Annotated in this window: 15 protein-coding genes; 3 read left to right on the top strand and 12 right to left on the bottom strand. The window is 39.5% G+C overall.

What is annotated here, in order from left to right; all coding sequences use genetic code 11:
* Positions 1-103: 103 nt before the first annotated feature.
* The 7 genes from LKD48_RS03215 to LKD48_RS03185 all read right to left on the bottom strand — a co-directional run bounded on the left by LKD48_RS03215 (position 104) and on the right by LKD48_RS03185 (position 9,200).
* Positions 104-1,507: an amidohydrolase gene (locus LKD48_RS03215; protein ID WP_308731175.1), complete on the bottom strand. Its 1,404-nt coding sequence runs from the start codon at positions 1,505-1,507 to the stop codon at positions 104-106.
* A gap of 48 nt (positions 1,508-1,555) precedes the next feature.
* The gene (locus tag LKD48_RS03210; protein WP_118615275.1) at positions 1,556-2,563 is read right to left on the bottom strand and encodes an ABC transporter ATP-binding protein; all 1,008 of its coding nucleotides are present in this window, start codon (positions 2,561-2,563) and stop codon (positions 1,556-1,558) included.
* Positions 2,547-3,581 (bottom strand): ABC transporter ATP-binding protein, encoded by a 1,035-nt coding sequence (locus LKD48_RS03205; RefSeq protein ID WP_308731174.1) that lies wholly within the window; start codon positions 3,579-3,581, stop codon positions 2,547-2,549. The genes LKD48_RS03210 and LKD48_RS03205 overlap by 17 nt, the downstream gene beginning before the upstream one ends.
* A 9-nt stretch (positions 3,582-3,590) precedes the next feature.
* Positions 3,591-4,520: an ABC transporter permease gene (locus LKD48_RS03200; RefSeq protein ID WP_308731173.1), complete on the bottom strand. Its 930-nt coding sequence runs from the start codon at positions 4,518-4,520 to the stop codon at positions 3,591-3,593.
* 28 nt (positions 4,521-4,548) lie between these two features.
* Positions 4,549-5,469: an ABC transporter permease gene (locus LKD48_RS03195; protein ID WP_308731172.1), complete on the bottom strand. Its 921-nt coding sequence runs from the start codon at positions 5,467-5,469 to the stop codon at positions 4,549-4,551.
* On the bottom strand, positions 5,469-7,457 hold the full coding sequence (locus LKD48_RS03190) for a S9 family peptidase (RefSeq protein ID WP_308731171.1): 1,989 nt from the start codon (positions 7,455-7,457) through the stop codon (positions 5,469-5,471). The genes LKD48_RS03195 and LKD48_RS03190 overlap by 1 nt, the downstream gene beginning before the upstream one ends.
* Positions 7,458-7,556: 99 nt before the next feature.
* Positions 7,557-9,200, bottom strand: coding sequence for a peptide ABC transporter substrate-binding protein (locus LKD48_RS03185; protein WP_308731170.1), 1,644 nt, complete (start codon positions 9,198-9,200; stop codon positions 7,557-7,559).
* 339 nt (positions 9,201-9,539) lie between these two features.
* Here LKD48_RS03185 and LKD48_RS03180 point away from each other — a divergent pair, with 339 nt between their 5' ends.
* The gene (locus tag LKD48_RS03180) at positions 9,540-10,745 is read left to right on the top strand and encodes an MFS transporter (protein WP_308731169.1); all 1,206 of its coding nucleotides are present in this window, start codon (positions 9,540-9,542) and stop codon (positions 10,743-10,745) included.
* A gap of 117 nt (positions 10,746-10,862) precedes the next feature.
* Here the strand turns inward: LKD48_RS03180 and LKD48_RS03175 are convergent, their stop codons facing one another.
* Together LKD48_RS03175 and LKD48_RS03170 are read right to left on the bottom strand one after the other, a co-directional pair.
* Positions 10,863-13,271, bottom strand: a complete 2,409-nt coding sequence (locus tag LKD48_RS03175) for a putative bifunctional diguanylate cyclase/phosphodiesterase (RefSeq protein ID WP_308731168.1) — start codon at positions 13,269-13,271, stop codon at positions 10,863-10,865.
* Positions 13,272-13,371: 100 nt separating this feature from the next.
* A complete protein-coding gene (locus LKD48_RS03170; RefSeq protein WP_308731167.1) occupies positions 13,372-14,136 on the bottom strand; it encodes an endonuclease/exonuclease/phosphatase family protein in 765 nt (254 codons plus the stop codon).
* 312 nt (positions 14,137-14,448) lie between these two features.
* Between LKD48_RS03170 and LKD48_RS03165 the strand changes: the two genes are divergently transcribed.
* Positions 14,449-15,348: an Rpn family recombination-promoting nuclease/putative transposase gene (locus LKD48_RS03165; protein ID WP_308731166.1), complete on the top strand. Its 900-nt coding sequence runs from the start codon at positions 14,449-14,451 to the stop codon at positions 15,346-15,348.
* A 139-nt stretch (positions 15,349-15,487) separates the two neighbouring features.
* Here LKD48_RS03165 and LKD48_RS03160 read toward each other — a convergent pair whose 3' ends face one another.
* Both LKD48_RS03160 and LKD48_RS03155 read right to left on the bottom strand, forming a co-directional pair.
* Entirely contained in the window at positions 15,488-16,492 is a 1,005-nt protein-coding gene (locus LKD48_RS03160) for a helix-turn-helix transcriptional regulator (protein ID WP_308731165.1), read from the bottom strand.
* Positions 16,489-17,844: a BspA family leucine-rich repeat surface protein gene (locus LKD48_RS03155; protein ID WP_227101824.1), complete on the bottom strand. Its 1,356-nt coding sequence runs from the start codon at positions 17,842-17,844 to the stop codon at positions 16,489-16,491. Before LKD48_RS03155 ends, LKD48_RS03160 begins: the two co-directional genes overlap by 4 nt.
* A 298-nt stretch (positions 17,845-18,142) precedes the next feature.
* Between LKD48_RS03155 and LKD48_RS03150 the strand changes: the two genes are divergently transcribed.
* Positions 18,143-18,442 carry a helix-turn-helix domain-containing protein gene (locus LKD48_RS03150; RefSeq protein WP_118615293.1) on the top strand — a complete coding sequence of 100 codons (300 nt, stop codon included), beginning with the start codon at positions 18,143-18,145 and terminating at the stop codon, positions 18,440-18,442.
* A gap of 96 nt (positions 18,443-18,538) precedes the next feature.
* On the opposite strand, the gene LKD48_RS03145 is transcribed toward LKD48_RS03150, so the two are convergent.
* Positions 18,539-20,188, bottom strand: a complete 1,650-nt coding sequence (locus tag LKD48_RS03145) for a Na+/H+ antiporter NhaC family protein (RefSeq protein ID WP_308731176.1) — start codon at positions 20,186-20,188, stop codon at positions 18,539-18,541.
* Between the last annotated feature and the right edge of the window lie 15 nt (positions 20,189-20,203).

The raw sequence follows: 20,203 nt of genomic DNA, 5'->3' as shown, positions 1-20,203 counted from the left end.
TCAGCATAAATCCTGAACACAGTGGCTATAATTCAGTCTATAAGACTGAATGATGCTGCCGGAACTAGTTAAGGAATCCCACGGTTTTAACCGTGGGAGTATGTCAATCTATCACATGCGGTTCAATTTCCTTCGGAATCAAACACTCATACTTTTCACCGTCAAGACGTTTATCAAACTCATCCCACGCCTTTTTGATCTCTTCTGGATGCTCTAAAAGTGTCTTAGCACTTTCTGCCATAACTTTTGCAGCAAAAATCATTCCCTTGTGAGCAATAGCTGACTTACCCTGTGCTGTCCACTGCCAGCTGTGCGCACCTGCACCATAGCTATAGCATGCTGTATTGACTGTAGCCGTTGGAATAACCCAGCTGACATCACCTACATCAGTACTTCCCATCTCACAATGATCGGTATGGATGGTTTCAACCACATAATCACAGATCTCGGAATTTTTAATATTTTCGCGAAGCTTCATAATATCAGCAATTCCAAATGGAATATCACTCAGCTGATCCTCAACTGAAAAGCTGTCCTTAAACTGCTTTGCATATGCACGCTCCTCTGCTGTATAAGTTGGAACTCCAACAGTCTGAAATGCCTTTGCAATAACATCCTCAAGTGCAAAGTTTGGAACAGTATTGCTTAAGCCCTCGTCAAACAACACTTCAAGTTTTGTATCAGTCATCAGTGCTGCGCCCTGTGCTATACGAACCACACGCTCATAAAGCTTCTTACACTTTGGATTTGTTGCAGAACGAATAAGATAGCGCACCTCTGCCTCTGCCTGTACGACATTCGGAGACTTTCCTCCAGTATTAGTAATTGCATAGTGAACGCGGTCACTGTCCTCCATATGCTCACGCATATAGTTTACACCCACATCCATCAGCTCGACTGCATCGAGTGCACTTCTTCCAAGATGTGGTGCACCTGCTGCATGAGAAGATACGCCATGAAAATGGAAACATGCCTGAATGCAGCTCTGGCTGCTTCCAGTGCATACCATGTGGAAATTAGCCGGATGCCATGTCAATGCGATATCACAGTCATCAAACACACCGTCACGCGCCATATAAGCCTTTCCCGAACCGCTCTCTTCACCTGGGCAGCCAAAAATCTTTACTGTTCCGCTGCCGCCGTTTTCCTTTAACATTTCACGGTAAGCCATTCCTGCTGCAATTGCACCCACACCAAGCATATGATGACCGCAGCCTTGTCCCATACCGTCTGGATCTTCTGGATGATATGACGGGCAGTCTGCCTTCTGGTTCATGCCATAAAGTGCATCAAATTCTCCTAAAAAGGCAATTACAGGGTGACCGCTTCCCCAGCTTGCTTCATAGCCAGTTCCAGTCTTTGCAACATCTGTCTTTACTTCAAAACCATGCTTCTTTAAAAATTCAACATGTGCTGCGCTGCTTTTATACTCGCGAAAACCTGGTTCCGGAGTCTCCCATACCGCATCCGCAAGCGCACACAGCTCTTCTTCATATGGAATCTGCATATTCTTACTCCTTATATATAATGATACTAGGGTCAAAAGCTTTCGCAATTATCCCACCATGTGGCATGCCACCTTGCGTCCATTAATCTCCTTCATCTTCGGCATCTCATTTGCACACTTCTCATTCGCATACGGACAGCGCGTGCGAAATGGACAGCCACTTGGCGGATTAATAGGGCTTGGCAGTTCTCCTTCAAGCATAATACGCTTTCTTGATTTTCCAACAAGCGGGTCTGGAATAGGAACAGCGCTTAACAATGCTTTTGTATATGGATGCATTGGATTTGCATATAATTCCTTACTGTCGCCCTCTTCAACAAGATGACCAAGATACATAACACCAATGCGATCTGAGATATGCTTTACCATGCTTAAATCATGCGCAATAAAAAGATACGCAATGCCAAGCTCTTTTTGGATATTCTTTAACAGATTGATGATCTGCGCCTGAATAGAAACATCAAGTGCAGAAATTGGCTCATCACAAACGATAAATTCTGGATTAAGTGCCAAGGTTCTTGCTATTGAAATACGCTGTCGCTGTCCACCGGAAAATTCATGGGGATAACGGCGCACATGATCTGGTTTTAAACCAACAATTTTTAACAGCTCTGTCACACGATCATCCTGTTCTTTTCTCGTCTGGTAAATATGATGAATTACCATAGGCTCACGAATGATCTCACCTACTGTCATTCGTGGATTTAATGATGCATACGGATCCTGAAAAATCAGCTGAATATTCTTTCTAAATTTCTTTAGCTTCTGTCCAGAAAGATATGTGATATCTTCTCCATTTACAAGAATTTTTCCATCTGTCGGTTCATTGATTTTTACAATAGTTCTTCCAAGAGTAGACTTTCCACAGCCTGATTCACCTACAAGACCATATGTCTCACCCTTATGGATCTGAAACGACACATCGTCAACAGCCTTTACAACCTGCTTTTTGCCCCAGGTTTTTCCTGCATTAAAATATGTCTTTAAGTGCTGGACAGAGACGATCACATCACGCGTATCATCTGCATTATTTTTTATCTCATTTTGTACTTCCATGCTGCTCCTCCTCCCTGTTCTTTTTTTCATTTAACCAGCAGGCACTTCTATGTGTGTCACTAAAAATTGTCTCCACTGGCATTTTTGTCTTGCAAATCTTCATAGCCTCACTGCAGCGATCCACAAACGGACATCCTGCCGGCGGCTTTAATAAATCCGGCGGTGAACCTGGAATTGGCGTAAGCTCCTTGTCATCATCCTCTGGATTATTGATACAATTTAACAATCCCTTGGTGTACGGGTGATTTGGCTCGTAAAAAATCTCACGATCAGTTCCCGTTTCTGCCAGTCGTCCGCCATACATGATATTTATACGATCGCAAAGGCTGGCAACTACACCAAGATCATGCGTGATCATGATGACAGCTGCTCCTGTCTGTCTGCTCATTTCCTGAATCAGTTCAAGCACCTGTGCCTGAATCGTAACATCAAGCGCAGTCGTTGGCTCATCGGCAATAATAAGCTTTGGCTTATTTGCCAGTGCAATTGCAATCACGATACGCTGTCTCATACCGCCCGAAAATTCAAACGGATACTGATTTATACGCTTTTCTGGAGCTGGAATACCGACCTGACGCATCAGCTCAATTGCACGTTCATTTGCTTCTTTCTTTGTCATTTTCGGATTGTGATTCAAAAGAGTCTCACGAATCTGCTTTCCAATAGTTAACACTGGATTTAAAAATGTCATAGGATCCTGAAAAATCATTGCCATTGTATTTCCGCGAATCTCACGCATTTTTTTCTCATAGGAACGATTATCAGGAAAATCCTTTCTTGCAATTGACTCACCATTAAACACAATTTCGCCTTCATTTATAGAGCCATTTTGTGCCAGAAGGCCCATAACTGAATACATCGTAACTGATTTTCCTGATCCTGACTCACCGACAATGCCTAGAATCTCGCCCTCTTTTACAGAAAAGCTTACATCACGAACAGCCTGCACTGTTCCTTGATCAGTAGTAAAATCTACCCTAAGATGTTTTACATCCAATATTGTTTTCTTCTCTTCCATGATTCCCCCTTACTTCTTCTTGGGATCAAGCGCTTCGCTTAAACCATCGCCGATAAAATTCAGACTAAGCATTGTCAGACAAATTGCAAGAACTGGCCAGATGATCTGAATAGGCTGACTCTGAATCAGAGAACGCGCATCATTTGCCATTGTTCCCCAGCTTGCCTGCGGAATGCTGATTCCAATACCGACAAATGCAAGGAATGCTTCCGTGAAAATAGCATTTGGCACCATCAGTGTCGTATTGACAATAATCGGTCCCATACAATTTACAATCAGATGCTTAAACATAATACGCTTCTTGCTTGCACCGATTACATAAGCAGCCAATGCATACTCCTGCTCCTTCAATGTCAAAATCTGTCCTCTTACAAGACGCGCCATACCAACCCAACTGCTTATTCCAATAGCAAGCAGCATGGAGAATATATTAGAACCAAAAATCAGCATAATTAAAATAACATATAAAAGCGTCGGAACAGAATAAATAATATCAACAAGACGCATCAATATCATATCGACCTTGCCGCCAAAATAACCACAAACGGCACCATAAGCAACACCAATCACAAGATTTAATAATGCCGCTGCAAAACCAACTGACAATGAAATTCTTGCACCGTACATAATACGTACAAAAATATCGCGGCCAAATTTATCAGTTCCAAACCAGTGTGCCGCATTTGGAAGTGCATTTCTGCAAGTCAAATCCTGACCATCATATGTATATGGCGAAAACATTGGTGCAAAAATGGCAAACAAAATGACTACTGCCATAAAAACAAGGCTGACTAACGCCAGCTTATTTTTCTTAAAGCGACCCCAGGCATCCTGAAAATAAGTTTTGCTCTCCACTGCCACAAATTCGGAGTCTTTTTCACTATCATCAAGACGCGCAAACTCAGAATCTTCAATATCCTGACAGAATATTTTTTCCATAAGTAATTCAATTCTCCCTTCTGTAAACTTACTTCAAGCGGATTCTCGGGTCCATAAGCGCAGTAATCAAGTCGGTAACGATATTACAGATAATGATAAATGCGCCATAGAAAATTGTCAATGCCATAATCATTGTGTAATCACGGTTGCTTACGCTTGTTACAAATTCTGCACCGATTCCAGGAACAGAAAACAATGTTTCTACAACAAATGAACCAGTTAACAGTGTTGCAAGAAGTGGACCGGCATATGTGACAACTGGAACAAGCGCATTTTTAAGCGCATGGCGAATGATAACCATAACTTGTCCTGTTCCCTTACTTTTTGCAAGCACCATGTAATCCTGCTTCATAACCTCAGTCAAACTCGTTTTTGTAAGACGAGAAATCATCGCAATTGGAGAAAGCGCCAGTGCTGTTGCCGGCATAATATAATGACGCCATGTGCCCAAACCTACGATTGGAAGACAATGAAGCACCACTCCGAAAAGAATCATCATAAGCAGCGCCAGCAAAAAGCTTGGCACACTGACACCAATTGTTGCTATAAAAGCAACTGTATTATTTACCCACTGATGCTTTGAAAAAGCGGAAATTGTTCCTAGTAAAATTCCAATAGCGAGTGCAATGCAAAAAGCAGCCAGACCAAGACTTGCTGTGTATGGAATACCTGCCATAATAATGTCAGATACAGCCTTTCCTTTTCTGTTTAATGATGTTCCAAAATCACCCTTTACTGCATTTTGCAGATAGCGTACATACTGCTCTGTAACAGGCTTATCAAGACCATACTGCTCAACTAACTTTTCCTTTACATTTGCCGGAAGCTTGCTAGTTTCTCCGGCAAATGGAGAACCCGGAATGGCATGCATCAGAAAAAATGTGATTGTCGCAAGGGCAAATAGTGTGATTAAACCGATTACCAGTCGTTTTCCAAAATATTTTGCCATCAGTTTTTCCTTTCTTTTGTCAGATATTTTTCAAACCAATCTGTCATTTCTTTTAAACGGCGCATTCTGTGAAGCGGTTTTCCATTTCTGGAAAGTCCATGATTCTCGCCTTCAAACAGACACATTCTCGCCGGCACACCATAAAATTTAACAGCTGTAAACATCTGAATGCCCTGATCCAGCGTACAGTTGTAATCATTCATTGAATGAATAAACAAAATTGGTGTCTTTGCATTGCAGGCATATTTAAGCGGTGAACAATCCCACATTTTTTCCATACCATTCCACGGTGTTGCCAAAATCTCATTCTGATCAAATGTTACGCCAATTTCACTGCATCCAAAATCAGATACCCAGTTTGATACAGAGCGCTGAGACGCAATCGCTGCAAAACGATCTGTGTGACCTTCAATCCAGTTACACATAAATCCGCCGTAGGAGCCTCCTGCTGCGCCAATTTTTGCAATATCTATCTGTGGATATGCAGCCAGTACATGATCAGTAAATTCCATCAGATCCTCATAATCAATTGTTCCATATTTGCCTCTTAAATCAGCAAACGCTTCGCCATACCCTTCGGATCCTCTCGGATTACAGAAAAAGACAAACCAGCCCTTTGATGCCCACACCTGCATCTCATGGAAAAATACTTCTCCATATGTGCATCTTGGGCCACCGTGAATCTCTAACACTCCCGGATAACTCTTTGACGGATCGTAATCCTTTGGCTCAAGTACCCAGCCATCAATTGTCACACCATCCTTGTTTACGAATGGCATATGCTTTGCCTTTGAAATGAAGTGAGTCTCTGTATATGCGTCATTAAATGATGTTTTCTTTGTAACAGTACCATCTTTATACTCATAAATCTCGCAGAAGCCATTTGCCTTCATAGCAGCAAATGAAAGCTTTCCTTTTCCTGATGCTATCTCACAGACAAGACCATTCCATGCACATGCTTCATTTTCTTCATATGAACCATCTGCCTCTCTCTTATAAGAAATAATGCCATCCTTATATCCATGCTGTGCAATTGCATAGATTGTACCATCCTTTGCCACAACAAGACTCTCACCATGACTGTACTGGCAGTCTGTCATAATATCTACACCAAGCAGACAGTCCACCTGTACCTTCTTTACAGGCTTTTTCAGCGTTTCATCATACTCATAAATATCATGATATTGACCTTCTCCATATGGCTTTCCATCAGTTGCCGTAATCACAATCTTTCCATCTGCAAAAACAGCGCTTGATATCATCAGATTTTTCTGCTCCACAAGTGTTGTAAGCTTCTTTTCTTTTATGTCATAAAGAAGCACTGAATCTGTCTGATCAATCAAATTTTCCCACTCTTTGCCAAGGATCAAAAGTGCTTCATCTGACACACAGACAGAAGCCGTGTCAAAATTTTTTGCTGTAAGCTTTTTTAATGTACCTGTTTTTTCTTCATATAGATAAAGGCAGGTACGCACACCTGCGATAAAGCCGCGTCCATTGCCCCATACAGGAACCTCATCAATTACATGATAATCTTTTTCTTCTTTTCTTAGCTTCTCATCAGCGTCTAGTGGAAGTGAATTTCTATTTTCTTCGATTCCCATACAATATAGGCCATCTGAAAGCTTCTTGAAAAAGGATACAGACCTTGAAACAGAAAACGCCTGCTTTGCCTCTCCGCCATGAATATTGATGCGGTAAAACGTCGTTTTCTCTTCCAAATCATCCTTTTTTTCGCTGCGCTCTGATACAAATAAAATTGTCTGCTCATCTTCCCAGATAAAATCACCATCTTTGCCAGATGATGTCAGCTGAACTGCTTCCTTATTTTCTTCCATGATCCAAAGATTTTTACTATACTTATTATTTTCTTTATCTGGCTGTACAATCGTAAATGCAAGTGTCTTCTCATCAGGGCTATACTTTAAACTGGATGGACTTTTTATTTCATTAAAATCTTCTATTAAAATAGGTTTTAATTGATTCATTTTTTTCCTTCTTTTCTCTTAATATTTTTCATATGCAAAGGGGGATGGCGCCATTGCGTTCATCCCCCTTCACTGGAGTTTTCACGTTTCTAAGCTACATTATTCTGTAACTGTTGTATACGCAAAATATGGATAAATTCCATTCATGGTCTGACCTTCTACATATGTCTGAACTAATGCCGGATCATTAAAGTTGAACAGTGGAATGACATATACATTCTCTTCAACAAGATAATCCTCTGCCTCATGAAGTGCCTTCATATATTCAGAACGATCTGAAATCTGACGCGCATCTTCGATCATCTGATCAAACTTCTCATCATTAACTGCTGGAACTACCTGCATACCAGTTGTCCACATCTCCAAAAACTGAATCGGACTGTCCTCTGCAGAGTATCCATAACGGCAGATCTCAAAATCACCCTGATCAAGCTGATCATAATAAACACCTGACTCAACACACTCAAAATCAACTTCTACGCCAACAGCCTCCCACATCTGCTGCAACATAGTTGCCACATCACCGTGGATTCCATTGTTTGAATACTTATAAGTAATATGAAGCGGATTGCTCTCATCATAGCCAGCTCCTGCAAGAAGCTCCTTTGCCTGATCTGGATCATATGTCAATGTGTAGCCGTCTGCATCACCCTCTGCACGGAAGGTATCAGTGTCACCTGCAACGCCCTCTGGAACGAATCCATTTAATACTGGATAGAAGCTGTCACCGCCAAGAACATCTACCAGAGATTCCTTGTCAATTGCAAGCGCTAGTGCACGGCGCACATCTACATTCTTTGCCCATTCAGGTCCAGTCTCTGCTGAGTTGATTGCAAGATAGTAGTTTGAAGACTTCGGTACCATCCACAGTTCATCTGTTCCCTCATAATTTAATGCAGTATCAGTGGAAATTCCAAGAGCTACATCAATCTCACCAGTCTGATAAGCAAGTGCCTGTGCATCCTTATCTGCCATGCAAAGGAAGGTGATCTCATCCATTGTCACATCATCTGCATTTAAATAATTTTCATTCTTGTCAACAACAGCCTTCTCAGTCTCGTTGCACTCTGTCAGCGTATACGGTCCTGTTGTCGGATAGTCTCCCTCAAAGGCCCACAAAGAATCATGCTGTACGGCAAAATCCTCACGAACTGGCAGCCATGCGTTTGCACACATCAGACCAGTCAGATATGCACACGGTGTCTTTAACTTTAACACAAGTGTCTGATCATCAGCTGCTTCAATTCCAACCAAGCTGTGATCTGCTGTTGTACAGTCAAATGATTCACCCTCTTCCTGAGCAGCGGTGCTGTACTCCTCTGCACCCTCAATGAAGTTTACAAAATCATTGATTGCCCAAGCATTGTCTGCACCATAAGAAAGAGCTCTCAGATAGGAGTATACGAAATCATTTGCCGTAACCTGCTGTCCATCACTCCACTTTGCATCTGGAGAAATGTGGAATGTGTAGGTCAGACCATCATCTGAAACCTCATAGCTTTCGCACAGTTCATTATGAACTTTTCCATCTGCATCCTTGCGGAACATTCCCGCATATAAGTGATTCAATACATAGTTGTTTGCAGTCTCGGTATTTAATGCTGGATCGAATGTGGTAAACTGAGCACCCACTGCAACATTCAGTGTGCTTTCAGCGGTTTCATCTGCTGCTGTCGGTACTGCTGGCAAAATGGATGCTGCTGCCATAACTGCTGTCATTAACTTTGCATATGTTTTCTTCATAATCCTACCTCTTTCTGCGTTCCTGCTCTCGTGCATTTTCTGTCTGAAGATTTTCATTTCTACAGATTTCTCCATGCTGTTATACATTGAGTATGTATATATGCGTGTTTTATACAAGAACGACTGTAGCTATTCTAGTTCTCAAATGCTCTCTTGTCAAGCTAAATCTTAATAAATCTTAAAATTTTTTTGTCAATTTTTGAAAAAACCTTTTTTATTTTATTGCCCGACCGAAAATTTCATGATATAATTGCTCTCAGTGCTCTGAATGGACGCATTTTTTGCGTTTCAATCCGTGCCTTAAAGAATTGGCCGTTTTGCGGCGGAATGGAGTTTTTCATGAAAGATAAAAAGAAAATTGGACTGATTCTAATGTATCTGTCCTTCGGCATTGTCATGGCCGGTCTCGGTGCAAATGATGCCCTGCGTGGTGTATTCTCACCTATTTTTAAAGATCACTTTACTCTTTCATCCGTGCAGATTTCAATGATTATTGTCATGAGCTATGCCGGAAATTTGATTTTCCTTTGGGCTGGTACACGTCTTGCTGACCGCTTCGAAAAGAAAAAAGTTATGATGGGCATTTTACTTATCTGGATGGCTGCACTGCTTGTCTATGTGACAACAGATAACTACTATGTATTGCTTATCACCATGCTCTTTACTATGGGTGCATCCACATTAATGAACACAATGATTAATCTTTTTGTTCCTATGTACTTCGCCGCTCCTGGTCTTATTGTCAATACACTGTTTTTTGTTCAGGGTATTGGAACAACAGGCAGCCAGATGATTCTAGGACAGGTTGCGACTGGCTTTCCCTGGTGGCAAAAGACGAACCTTTTACTGTTTAGTCTTGGCCTGATCGGTCTTATTCTCTTTTTGTTTGCTAGCAAAAAGGCTGTTGTTTTAAAGTCCGAAACAACTGATGCAAAAAATAATTTTGATTCTGCTTCTAAAGCAAAGGTTCAGATGAACAGCCCTATTCTTTGGCTTCTTGTTCTTGTGTTTGGCTTCTATTTCATTGGTGAGCACGGTGTATTGAACTGGCTTCTTCTTTATTGTAAGGATCAGTTTGGCATGGATTCTAATCAGGCATCCATCTACTTATCTATGTTCTCTGGTACCATGATGATCGGCCGTCTTGTTATGGCTCCTCTCGTCCAGAAATGGGGACCTTCACGAAGCATTCAGATCTTTGGTGGAATCGGTACTGTTTTGTATGCAGTTGGTATTTTCTGCGGAAAGCCTACACTTATGCTAGTTGGTATTTCCGGCCTGTTTGTATCTATCCTTTATCCAACCCTTCTTTTGTTTGTACAGCAGTATTATCCATCTTCCATTGCCTCTACCGCAACAGGAACTATTATCAGTATTGCAACAATATTTGATATTGCTTTTAATCTGCTGTTTGGAAAGATCATTGATCAGATGGGCTATCATCTTGGATTTATGATTCTTCCTGTATCAATGATTATCTTCTATCTGATCGTAAACTTCTTAATTAAAAAATATAAGCCACTTCGCAATCTTGGCGAAGCTTAAAAAATAAGCTGTGAAAAATGATTTCTCATTTTTCCACAGCTTATTTTTATTGGGTCAAAAGGTATTTTGCCCCCAACTGATATCCACGAACGGCTTTTGGAGCTTTTGACTCTGGTATCATATCATTTTATCAAACACTTCATATGATTTTGGACTTGAGTAGTAATATCCCTGAATCTGATCACAATTCATATTTTGCAAAAATGCTGCCTGCTCTTTCTTTTCAACACCTTCTGCGACAACTTTCATATTTAATCCATGCGCTAACGCAATAACATGCTGAATAATCTGATCACCGCTTTCATTTCCAATGTAGTCAATCAGACTTTTATCAAGCTTAATCACATCAAACGGTAAAACATTCAAGCTAGTCAATGATGAAAATCCAGTACCAAAATCGTCCATGTGAAGCTTAAAGCCAGAAGCAACAAGCATATCCACAAGAGCTTTGATCTGAATACTGTACATTGCAGCAGACTCTGTCAGCTCAATAGGAACACAATCAAATGGAATATTATTTTCCTTTACAATACGTGTATAATTTTCAACTAACCCCTCATGATGCAAGCTTGCACGCGACAGATTTATTGAAATTGGGAAAAATGGTTTTCCCTGCGTCAGTCTTTCTTTTTGTATCTGGCATACCTTCTTAAACACATACTCATCAAGTCTTGTAATAAGTCCATCTCGCTCAAAAAGCGGAATAAATGCTCCCGGCGATACCATGCTGCCATCTTGCTTGCGCCAGCGAATAAGCGCTTCTGCACCTGCAATCTTTTCTGTCTGTACATTATATTTTGGCTGAAACCATACTTCAAATTCTTCATTTCGCAGCGCATTTTCAAAATCATTTTCCATCATAACTTCTCTTATATGCTGCTGACCAAGCTGATCATCGTAATACGCAATGTTCTTTTCATAATTTAATTGAATGCTCTTCATTGCCATAATTGCTCTGTCACAGATTTCTGAAATTGAGATACTTTTATCTACATCCTTATATACACCGTACTTTACAAGTAAATTGGTGATTGGTGCATTTTCTGAAATATACCTTACTGCATTTTCCAAATACTTTTCAAAATCGTTTTTAGGAATAGATGTAAACATAACAAACTGATCGTCACTGTAGCGGGCAGCTAAACCATCTGTCAAGGCTTTGCTCATTATTTTGGCAAGATATCTCAAAATATCATCACCAACACGTATACCATAAATGTTGTTTATCAATTTAAAGTTCTTTACATCTGCTATAACTACCACATATGACTGATCAGGCTTATATCTCATTAAAATACCTGCATGGTAGTAAAACGCGGACTTTGTGTACAGACCAGTCAAATCATCATACTCAATTGCACTAAGTGCCGCAGCAGATTCCCTTAATTTAATTACACTATTTATTCTTGCCTTAACAACTCGCTGATTATATGGCTTCGGAACAAAGTCTGATGCTCCTAGCTCCAGACACCTTGCTTCATCTTCCTGTCTTTCGCTTCCTGTCATGACAATAATCGGAACTAATGCCAGTATCGGATTTTGCTTTGCCTCTTTCAAAAACTGAAAACCGTCACAAACAGGCATAAACATATCAAGAAGCACAACTGACAGTTCAGCATAATGTTCTTCTAGCAGCTTTAAGCCAACTGCGCCATCCTCAGCACATAGCACATCATATTGATCACACAGCAAGTCTTTCAAAATCTCACGATTTAATTCATCATCCTCTACAATTAAAATGCGGCGTTTTGCTAAACTGCTGCCAGGCGAAACAATCTCCTGTAGCTGGCTGCGCTTAATATCTGCATCTTCATTTGCAAATGCAAGAACAATCGTCTCAAATGAATCGGCAGATCCTACCCTTGCACATTTTATATAGTTATAATGAATTTCTCCTGTTTCTTTTTTTACACTGCGATAATGAACCATAAATTGAGGCACACGCTTTAAGTGTGCGCAAAGTGATTCAAAATTTATTGCAAACTCAAGCTTATACTGATCCTGTGGCAACACATTTTCTTTAACATAAGACGTGATTGCAGATGTATAAATTGTATCATTCATACGTGTCATCTCATCTGCATTCTTACTTTCCAAATACATACTGACTTGCTGCGTTTTTCTGTCTACTGAGTAAATACTTCTATAATCGCTTCCAAGTGCATTAATTATGCTGGTCAGTCCCAGACCTTCCTTATTAGCTGGAAGCGGTTCATTAACTGCCTTTTGTCCATTCTCTGCGGTAAATCCAAATATAACTGCATGTCCATGCGTGCCATCTGGCAAATCCATATCTACCGCATCTACAGTCTCATAATGTCCACTCACAGGATCTATATATGTTTTTGGCCCCTCTATCTTATTATAAATCGGACACATCGCACATGGCACCTCTTGATTCATTAGGCACCTATAGCACTTTTCTTCCTTTTTTATCCGTGGATACATGTGTTCGGCAACTGTATTGAAGCCAACAATTTTATAGTTATCATCAACTATATACATTCCTGATGCATTTTGTCCCATTCCTTTTCCTTCCAAGTCAGTAACTATTCCGTTCTACATATAAGAGAACACATTTAGTATAAGGGGGATTTTGACAAAATGCAACTCTTTTTTCTGTTCATTATGGCTTAATTACAGCGCATACTGGATAGTGATCCGACAGGTATATTCCATTTTCTTCATCTGTCCATTTATATACTGTTTCACACTGCCAGTCTCCCTTTAAAACAATGTAATCTATACTGCATGGCGGATCATTTGGATCGTTTTTATAATATCCGTGAAACGTGATTCCTATATCCTTTGTCAAATTGTTAAACGATGAATCCCTGCTAATAATTTCCATCTCTGGTGCATTTGGTTCTGCATTAAAATCACCACACAAAATTACAGGAATATCCTTCCAGAAACGTTCCTGTTTTAGCTGATTCAAAATCTGAGTCAACCCTTTCTCTCTTGCCTGTGCACCAATATGATCAAGATGCGTATTAATAAATCGAAATACCTTACCGCTCTTAATATCTTCAAATACTGCCTCTGTTGCTGTGCGAGGACAACTACTCTGCTCTTCATAGCGTGATCCAGGCACATCTGGTGTCTGAGACAGCCACCAGGTTTCCATACTGATCAAATTAATTCTGTCCCTGTGATATGCAATGCTCATCTGCTCATCACGAAGATTTGCTCCGCGTCCGCAACCAATCACATAATACTCATTCAGATTTTCCTTAAGCCACTTAGCAACATGCGGAAGCACCTCTTGAAATCCTATAATATCTGGCTTTTCCTGATTGATTTTTCTTAAAATCAATTCCTTTCGGTTTGCAAATTCATTAAGTCCGTCCTGACCGTAATCACAGCGGATATTGAATGTTACTACTTTCATATTTTCTCACCCCGGCAAATGTCTTATACTTTTTTGTAGGAAATTCGCAATCACTTACAGTGAATCTTCTCAACTGATGATGATATTGTATCACATATGCAATATGGGGACAATAAGGAAAGCTTCTTAAATTTTATTTTTTTCTTGTTTTTTCCCTATCTGGTTGCTATAATATTTATAGGAGGTTTGGTTATATTTGCATAGGATAAAACAACAAAACGAAAAATACGAAAAAGAGGCAATCTGAAAATAAAAAGATACATAAGCAAAGCCACAAAGATGCGAATTATTTTATCGAAGGAGATCTTTTTAATGAACACATTTTTCAGCTCAAGTATTGAGCCAGATACTCTACTTCCGTTAACTTCTGATGTTGTCTTTAAAGAAGTGCTTGGTCAAGAAGAAAGCAAACCTATTTTAATGGGTTTTCTAAATGATATTCTTGATATGAATATCACTTCTCCAGATCAAATTACACTTCTCAATCCTGAATTAAATCCAGAATACATAGATGACAAATTAAGCATACTTGATATCAGAGTTCAATTGCAGGATCATACCAGTATCGACGTTGAAATTCAAGTGATTGATCAGCACAATATTGAGCCTCGTGCTCTGTACTATGTCTGTCGCTTATGTGTAGACCAACTTCAAAAAGGGGATGATTATACACAACTTCGTCCAGCAATCGGATTAAATCTTTTATGCTTTAATCTTTATAACGATAGTGAATATTTCCGAAGCTTTATCTTAAAAGATAAAAAAACAAACTCAGAATACCCAAACTATCTTGAGGTTTCTTTTTTGGAACTATTCAAAGGTGTTTCTGAGTTAACTCGAACAAAAACTTCTGATCCTACAAATTTTATCCACGCCCTTTCTGGCAAAGACCAATGGATTCTATTTCTGGCTACTAAAAACAAGGAGGTGCAGCAAAAATTGGCAGAAAACAACACTACTTTACATGCTGCCTACGAACGTCTTACTACTGTAAGCAGTGATGAAAAACTTCGTATTCTAGCACTTAACCGTGAGAAAGCCATTCGTGATTGGAATAGCTCAATTCACTATGCCGAACAACACGGAAAAGAACAGATCAACAAGCTTAATCAATGTCTGCTCACCGATAATCGTTTCGATGATCTGAAACGTTCCATAAGCGATCCTGATTTTCAAAAACAGCTTCTTAAAGAATATAGATTAGAGAAGTGATTTTTATTGTCACGAAAAATAGTTGGGGGAAGATTTTACTCCCCCAACTATTTAATTTAGCCTCCAGAAAGTTAATGATATTATTATTTTGCATGATCACATTACTATCTTTTCTTTTTATTTAAAAGGGGCACCAACATTACTTCACCACTTCCACCATATCTCCCTGGCTCCTGATCCACATATCAATGCCGTCTCCAAACACCTCTGCGCTGATCAGATAGCCTTCTGGTCTCTTTGCGATAATCTGTGCTGTTGGCAGGCGATCTAATACTGCCTCGACGCTACTTCCCTTATAGATAAAGCGAATGCTACGAAGCCGTCCTCCATACATAAACTGGATGCGCTTGCGAAACTCTCCTTCTTTGAAGCGATCACGATATGGAATTTCAAATGTCTCTTCTAATACCTCAAAAGAACGGATCCTATCTATTCGATAAATTGTTGGAAAGCTATCATCTTTATTTGTAAAATGAGATTCCTTGTCAATATCAGCTATAAAGGCTGGCATATAAAAGTAAAACTCGGAGAACATAATGCCAACCGGCTTAATTTTTCTTTCCACAATCGCACCATTCTGCTTCTGATATGAAATCTTCATCATGCGCTGTTCTTTTACTGCCATTCCTAAATCCCACAATTTTTCAACAAGGTGCTGTCTATGCTGTGGCTCTATATAATGAAACAGTTCATTTGAGATCAGTTCTTTGATTGCCTTTTGCTTTTCTCTTGGGACACCATTATTTATGAGCTTTCGAAGCATAGGCTCAAGCTCGTCTTTTCTAAATGCACGGCTTTCTAAAAGAATTTTGCAAACAGCCAGCACTTCACTGTCTGTAAAGGTCGGTGCTTCTTTTGTATGTAAAAGATAACCATGTTCTTTACGGCTGTATACAAGCTCATAGGAATCTTTTCCATTTGCTGCCTGCTCATCAAAAAAAGCCCTCAGATCATCAAGATCACGCTGGATAGAACGCTCTGTGACATTCGCGGCTGCTGCCTCCTTTGCCTTGTTTATCACCTCACCTTTAAGTAATCTGGTGTAAAGCTGTAAAATACGCTTATATTTAAAATCAGAGTTTGCATTCTGCGCGCTCTTTCTGATTTTTGCGTTTTCATTGCTTTCTTGCATACTCTTTCTCATATCCCCATTCCTTTCTTTTCTTCTGCAAACTTTTTACATCCTGCCAATAATTCTATCATAATTGCTCGATGTTTTCTATCTGATGGTCGTTTTGCAGTTAAAACATTCTTTAATGACTGGCAGCCATAAAACATATATGACAAATCTGCCGCCTTTGAGCAGTCAAATCCACGTAAATCCAAATATTTAAGACACTTACATCCATAAAACATATTTTCCATATGAAGTGCTCTTTGTGTCTGAAAATGACTTACATCAAGTGTTTCTACTTTTACGCAGTCTCGAAACATTCTTGCAAAACTCTCTGTATGTGATGTATCAAAGCGGCTTACATCAATACTTGTAAGACTTTCACATCTACAAAACATGTTACTCATATCTATCACATTTGCTGTATCAAAGTTGCTAACATTAAGCTTAGCTAACTTGCTGCATCCGCAAAATAAATATGACATGTTAGTTACATTTTTTGTATCAAAGCCTGATAAATCAAGTGTCTGTAAACAATTGCAGTTGTGAAACATTTCCCTCATGTCCTGCAGTGCTCCTGTCGAAAATGAGGACAGTTCAATATGTCTTAACTTCTCGCAGCCTGCAAACATATTGCTCATATTGATGACATTTTTTGTGTCAAAAGATAATACGTCAAGCATGCGAAGACTTCTGCAGTTTTCAAACATCCCACGCATATATACTGCACTTTTAGTATCCCATCCGCTTAAAACTAGCTTTTCTAACTGAATACAGTCTCCAAACATTGACGAAAAATCAATTACATGCTTGGTACAAAATGAACTTAAATCCAATTTTTTTAAACTGCTGCAATAATCAAACATGCTTTTCATATTGATTACATGTGATGTGTCAAAAAAACTCACATTCAATGTCTGAATCTTGCTACACCAATAAAACATTCCTTCCATATTGATTGCATTTGATGTGTCTAGTCCTGATACATCCAATTTTTTCAGGCTGTGGCATCCACAAAACATATAACTCATATCAGACACACTGCTTGAATCAATCCATTTATCTAAATTGATTTCACAGAGATTCTCATATCCCCAAAACAGTCCTCTGGCGTTTTGCAGCTTTATTTTGGTATCTGAAGCTATATATAATTCATACAACAATTTAGAAGAAATAAAGACCTTCTTTGCCCATGCCAAAATGCTCCGATCATGTGCTGCAGACACATCCCACATTTCTTCCTGACATACTTCCAATGGCATTTTTGAACAAAATTGAACTCTAACAATCTGACTGCGAAGAATTGTACTGCCAAGTACGCATGACTCTCCTGATTCAGATGGCGTATCCAACATCAAAACAGCTTCTTTTGTATGAACCATTTGCGTTCCTCCTATATATTCATGTGCAAATCATAGTTCCAATAGTGTGTAACTATTCATACCCCATTCGCAGAACGCATTTTTTTATGGCTCTGAATAGTTCTTATAACGATATTATAGCTGCGTTGAATGACAGTCACTGTCTATGGCACAATTTTTCTTTAGTTTCAGCAATTATTTTTTTGCTTATGTCATAATAATATCTATAGCATATATTGTCAATCTCTATATATGTAATTTTCATTTTTATTTTCTGATATCCTAGATTCATATCTACTTATATGAAAGGACTGATTCTATGAATGTTGGAAAACGCATTACTTTTTTTCGCACCGCAAAAAATTATTCTGTAAATAAGCTTGCAACACTGTCTGGTATCTCGCAAAGCTATCTGCGTGATATTGAACTAGGGAATAAAAATCCTACAATCGAAATCCTATCCTATATCTGCGAAGCATTAAATATCTCACTGCGTGAGTTTTTTGATGAGCAGACAAATGGACAATTTTGGAATGATCCACTTATTGCAAAGGTATACCGCCTGACGCCAAAACAACGCGAAGCTTTACTTGTCTTTCTCGACTCTATATTAGAATAAAATATCAAAAACAGCCCTCTGCCGATATGTAATATCTTCCACAGAGAGCTGTTTTATTAAAAAGAACATTATTTTGAAATACTTTTACAAAAAGCCTTAGATTTCCTCTTTTCCACCTGTCTTTGCACGAATCACACAAAGTGCTCCTACTAAAATCACAATACAAATCGGAAGTGAAATAAGAGAAAGCTGTGCCATACCAACTGCCTGCAGCACACCAATGATAAAATATCCTACCATACATACAGCTGCCACGAGTGCAACATATGGGATCTGAGTTGCTACATGGTTGACATGCTCACAATGACCTCCTGCTGATGCCATAATCGTTGTATCAGAAATTGGAGAACAATGATCACCACACACCGCACCTGCCAGGCAGGACGCGATTGAGATTGCCATCATCTGACCAGACGGAAATACACCGATTACAATAGGAATAAGTATACTGAAAGTTCCCCATGATGTTCCTGTTGCAAATGCAAGAAATGCCGCAACAAGGAAAATAATCATAGGCAAAAAGCCCTGCATTCCCTGTGCTGAATGCTCCACTAAATCTGCAACAAATACCTTCGCACCAAGAAGATTTGTCATACCTGACAGTGTCCATGCCAAAGTAAGAATCATAATAGGTGCAATCATAGATTTAAATCCATCTGGAATACACTCTGTAAATTCCTGGAAAGTAAGAACATCTCTCATCATATAGTAAACAAATGTAAATGCCAATGTCACAGCACCGCCAAGTACAAGTCCAACAGACGCATCCGATCCTGCAAATGCATCCACAAATGATGTACCTTCAAAAAATCCACCTGTATAAATCATTGAAATAATACAGCTTGCAATCAAAACGGCTACTGGAAGAATCAGATCAAGCACATGAGAATTTTCCTTAATGACTTCTTCCTCATTGCCCTCATATGGCCTTCCCGGTGTAGTAAATAAATCACCTGCAATTGCATTCATCTCGTGGCGCTTCATTGGTCCAAAATCAACGCGAAGAAGTGTGATAGCAACTAACATTACAAGTGTAAGAATCGCATATAGATTGTATGGGATTGTCTGAATAAATACGGCAAAACCATTGATTCCAGAATCGGATGGAACAGATGAAGTGACTGCTGCTGCCCAAGAGCTGATTGGTGCAATGATGCATACTGGTGCTGCTGTCGCATCAATAATATAGGACAGTTTTGCTCTTGATACCTTGTGGCGGTCTGTCACAGGACGCATAACACTTCCTACTGTCAGACAGTTGAAATAATCATCGACAAAGATCATTACACCAAGAATCATAACACTGATCTGTGCACCGATTCTTGTCTTAATACGCTTTGATGCCCACTTTCCAAATGCTGCTGAACCGCCTGCTTTATTTAACAGTGACACCAAAATTCCAAGCATAACAAGAAACACAATTATTCCGACATTCCATGCATCTGCAAGCTTATACACCATACCACCCTCTTCATGAAAGAACATGGTGTTGATCATTGTTTCCAGATTTCCATTAGAATACAGCAATGCACCTGCAAGGATTCCTGCAAGAAGTGATGTATATACTTCTTTTGTAAAAAGTGCAAGACCAATTGCAATAACTGGCGGAAGCAGTGAAAAAATGGTAGCATATGCGATGCTTGTATATTCACCGTTTGTCTCTTTGCCTCCTGTTATTATTGTGACAACAAGTAATGCTGCAAATACTGCAAGCAACACAAGCATTACCATTTGTTTTCTTTTAATTTTCACTTATAGTCC

This window comes from Anthropogastromicrobium aceti (genome assembly GCF_020687335.1).
Taxonomy (GTDB): Bacteria; Bacillota; Clostridia; order Lachnospirales; family Lachnospiraceae; genus Anthropogastromicrobium; species Anthropogastromicrobium aceti.
The sequence above is the reverse complement of the archived record's forward strand: the minus strand, read 5'-3'. Positions and strand labels throughout refer to the sequence as shown.

Bases quoted from the DNA above. Each gene is read 5' to 3' on its own strand.
- LKD48_RS03160 (WP_308731165.1), bottom strand. From the start codon at position 16,492: ATGAGAAAGAGTATGCAAGAAAGCAATGAAAACGCAAAAATCAGAAAG.
- LKD48_RS03180 (WP_308731169.1), top strand. From the start codon at position 9,540: ATGAAAGATAAAAAGAAAATTGGACTGATTCTAATGTATCTGTCCTTC.
- LKD48_RS03150 (WP_118615293.1), top strand. From the start codon at position 18,143: ATGAATGTTGGAAAACGCATTACTTTTTTTCGCACCGCAAAAAATTAT.
- LKD48_RS03195 (WP_308731172.1), bottom strand. From the start codon at position 5,469: ATGGCAAAATATTTTGGAAAACGACTGGTAATCGGTTTAATCACACTA.
- LKD48_RS03155 (WP_227101824.1), bottom strand. From the start codon at position 17,844: ATGGTTCATACAAAAGAAGCTGTTTTGATGTTGGATACGCCATCTGAA.
- LKD48_RS03210 (WP_118615275.1), bottom strand. From the start codon at position 2,563: ATGGAAGTACAAAATGAGATAAAAAATAATGCAGATGATACGCGTGAT.
- LKD48_RS03205 (WP_308731174.1), bottom strand. From the start codon at position 3,581: ATGGAAGAGAAGAAAACAATATTGGATGTAAAACATCTTAGGGTAGAT.
- LKD48_RS03190 (WP_308731171.1), bottom strand. From the start codon at position 7,457: ATGAATCAATTAAAACCTATTTTAATAGAAGATTTTAATGAAATAAAA.
- LKD48_RS03200 (WP_308731173.1), bottom strand. From the start codon at position 4,520: ATGGAAAAAATATTCTGTCAGGATATTGAAGATTCTGAGTTTGCGCGT.
- LKD48_RS03170 (WP_308731167.1), bottom strand. From the start codon at position 14,136: ATGAAAGTAGTAACATTCAATATCCGCTGTGATTACGGTCAGGACGGA.
- LKD48_RS03185 (WP_308731170.1), bottom strand. From the start codon at position 9,200: ATGAAGAAAACATATGCAAAGTTAATGACAGCAGTTATGGCAGCAGCA.
- LKD48_RS03215 (WP_308731175.1), bottom strand. From the start codon at position 1,507: ATGCAGATTCCATATGAAGAAGAGCTGTGTGCGCTTGCGGATGCGGTA.
- LKD48_RS03165 (WP_308731166.1), top strand. From the start codon at position 14,449: ATGAACACATTTTTCAGCTCAAGTATTGAGCCAGATACTCTACTTCCG.
- LKD48_RS03175 (WP_308731168.1), bottom strand. From the start codon at position 13,271: ATGGGACAAAATGCATCAGGAATGTATATAGTTGATGATAACTATAAA.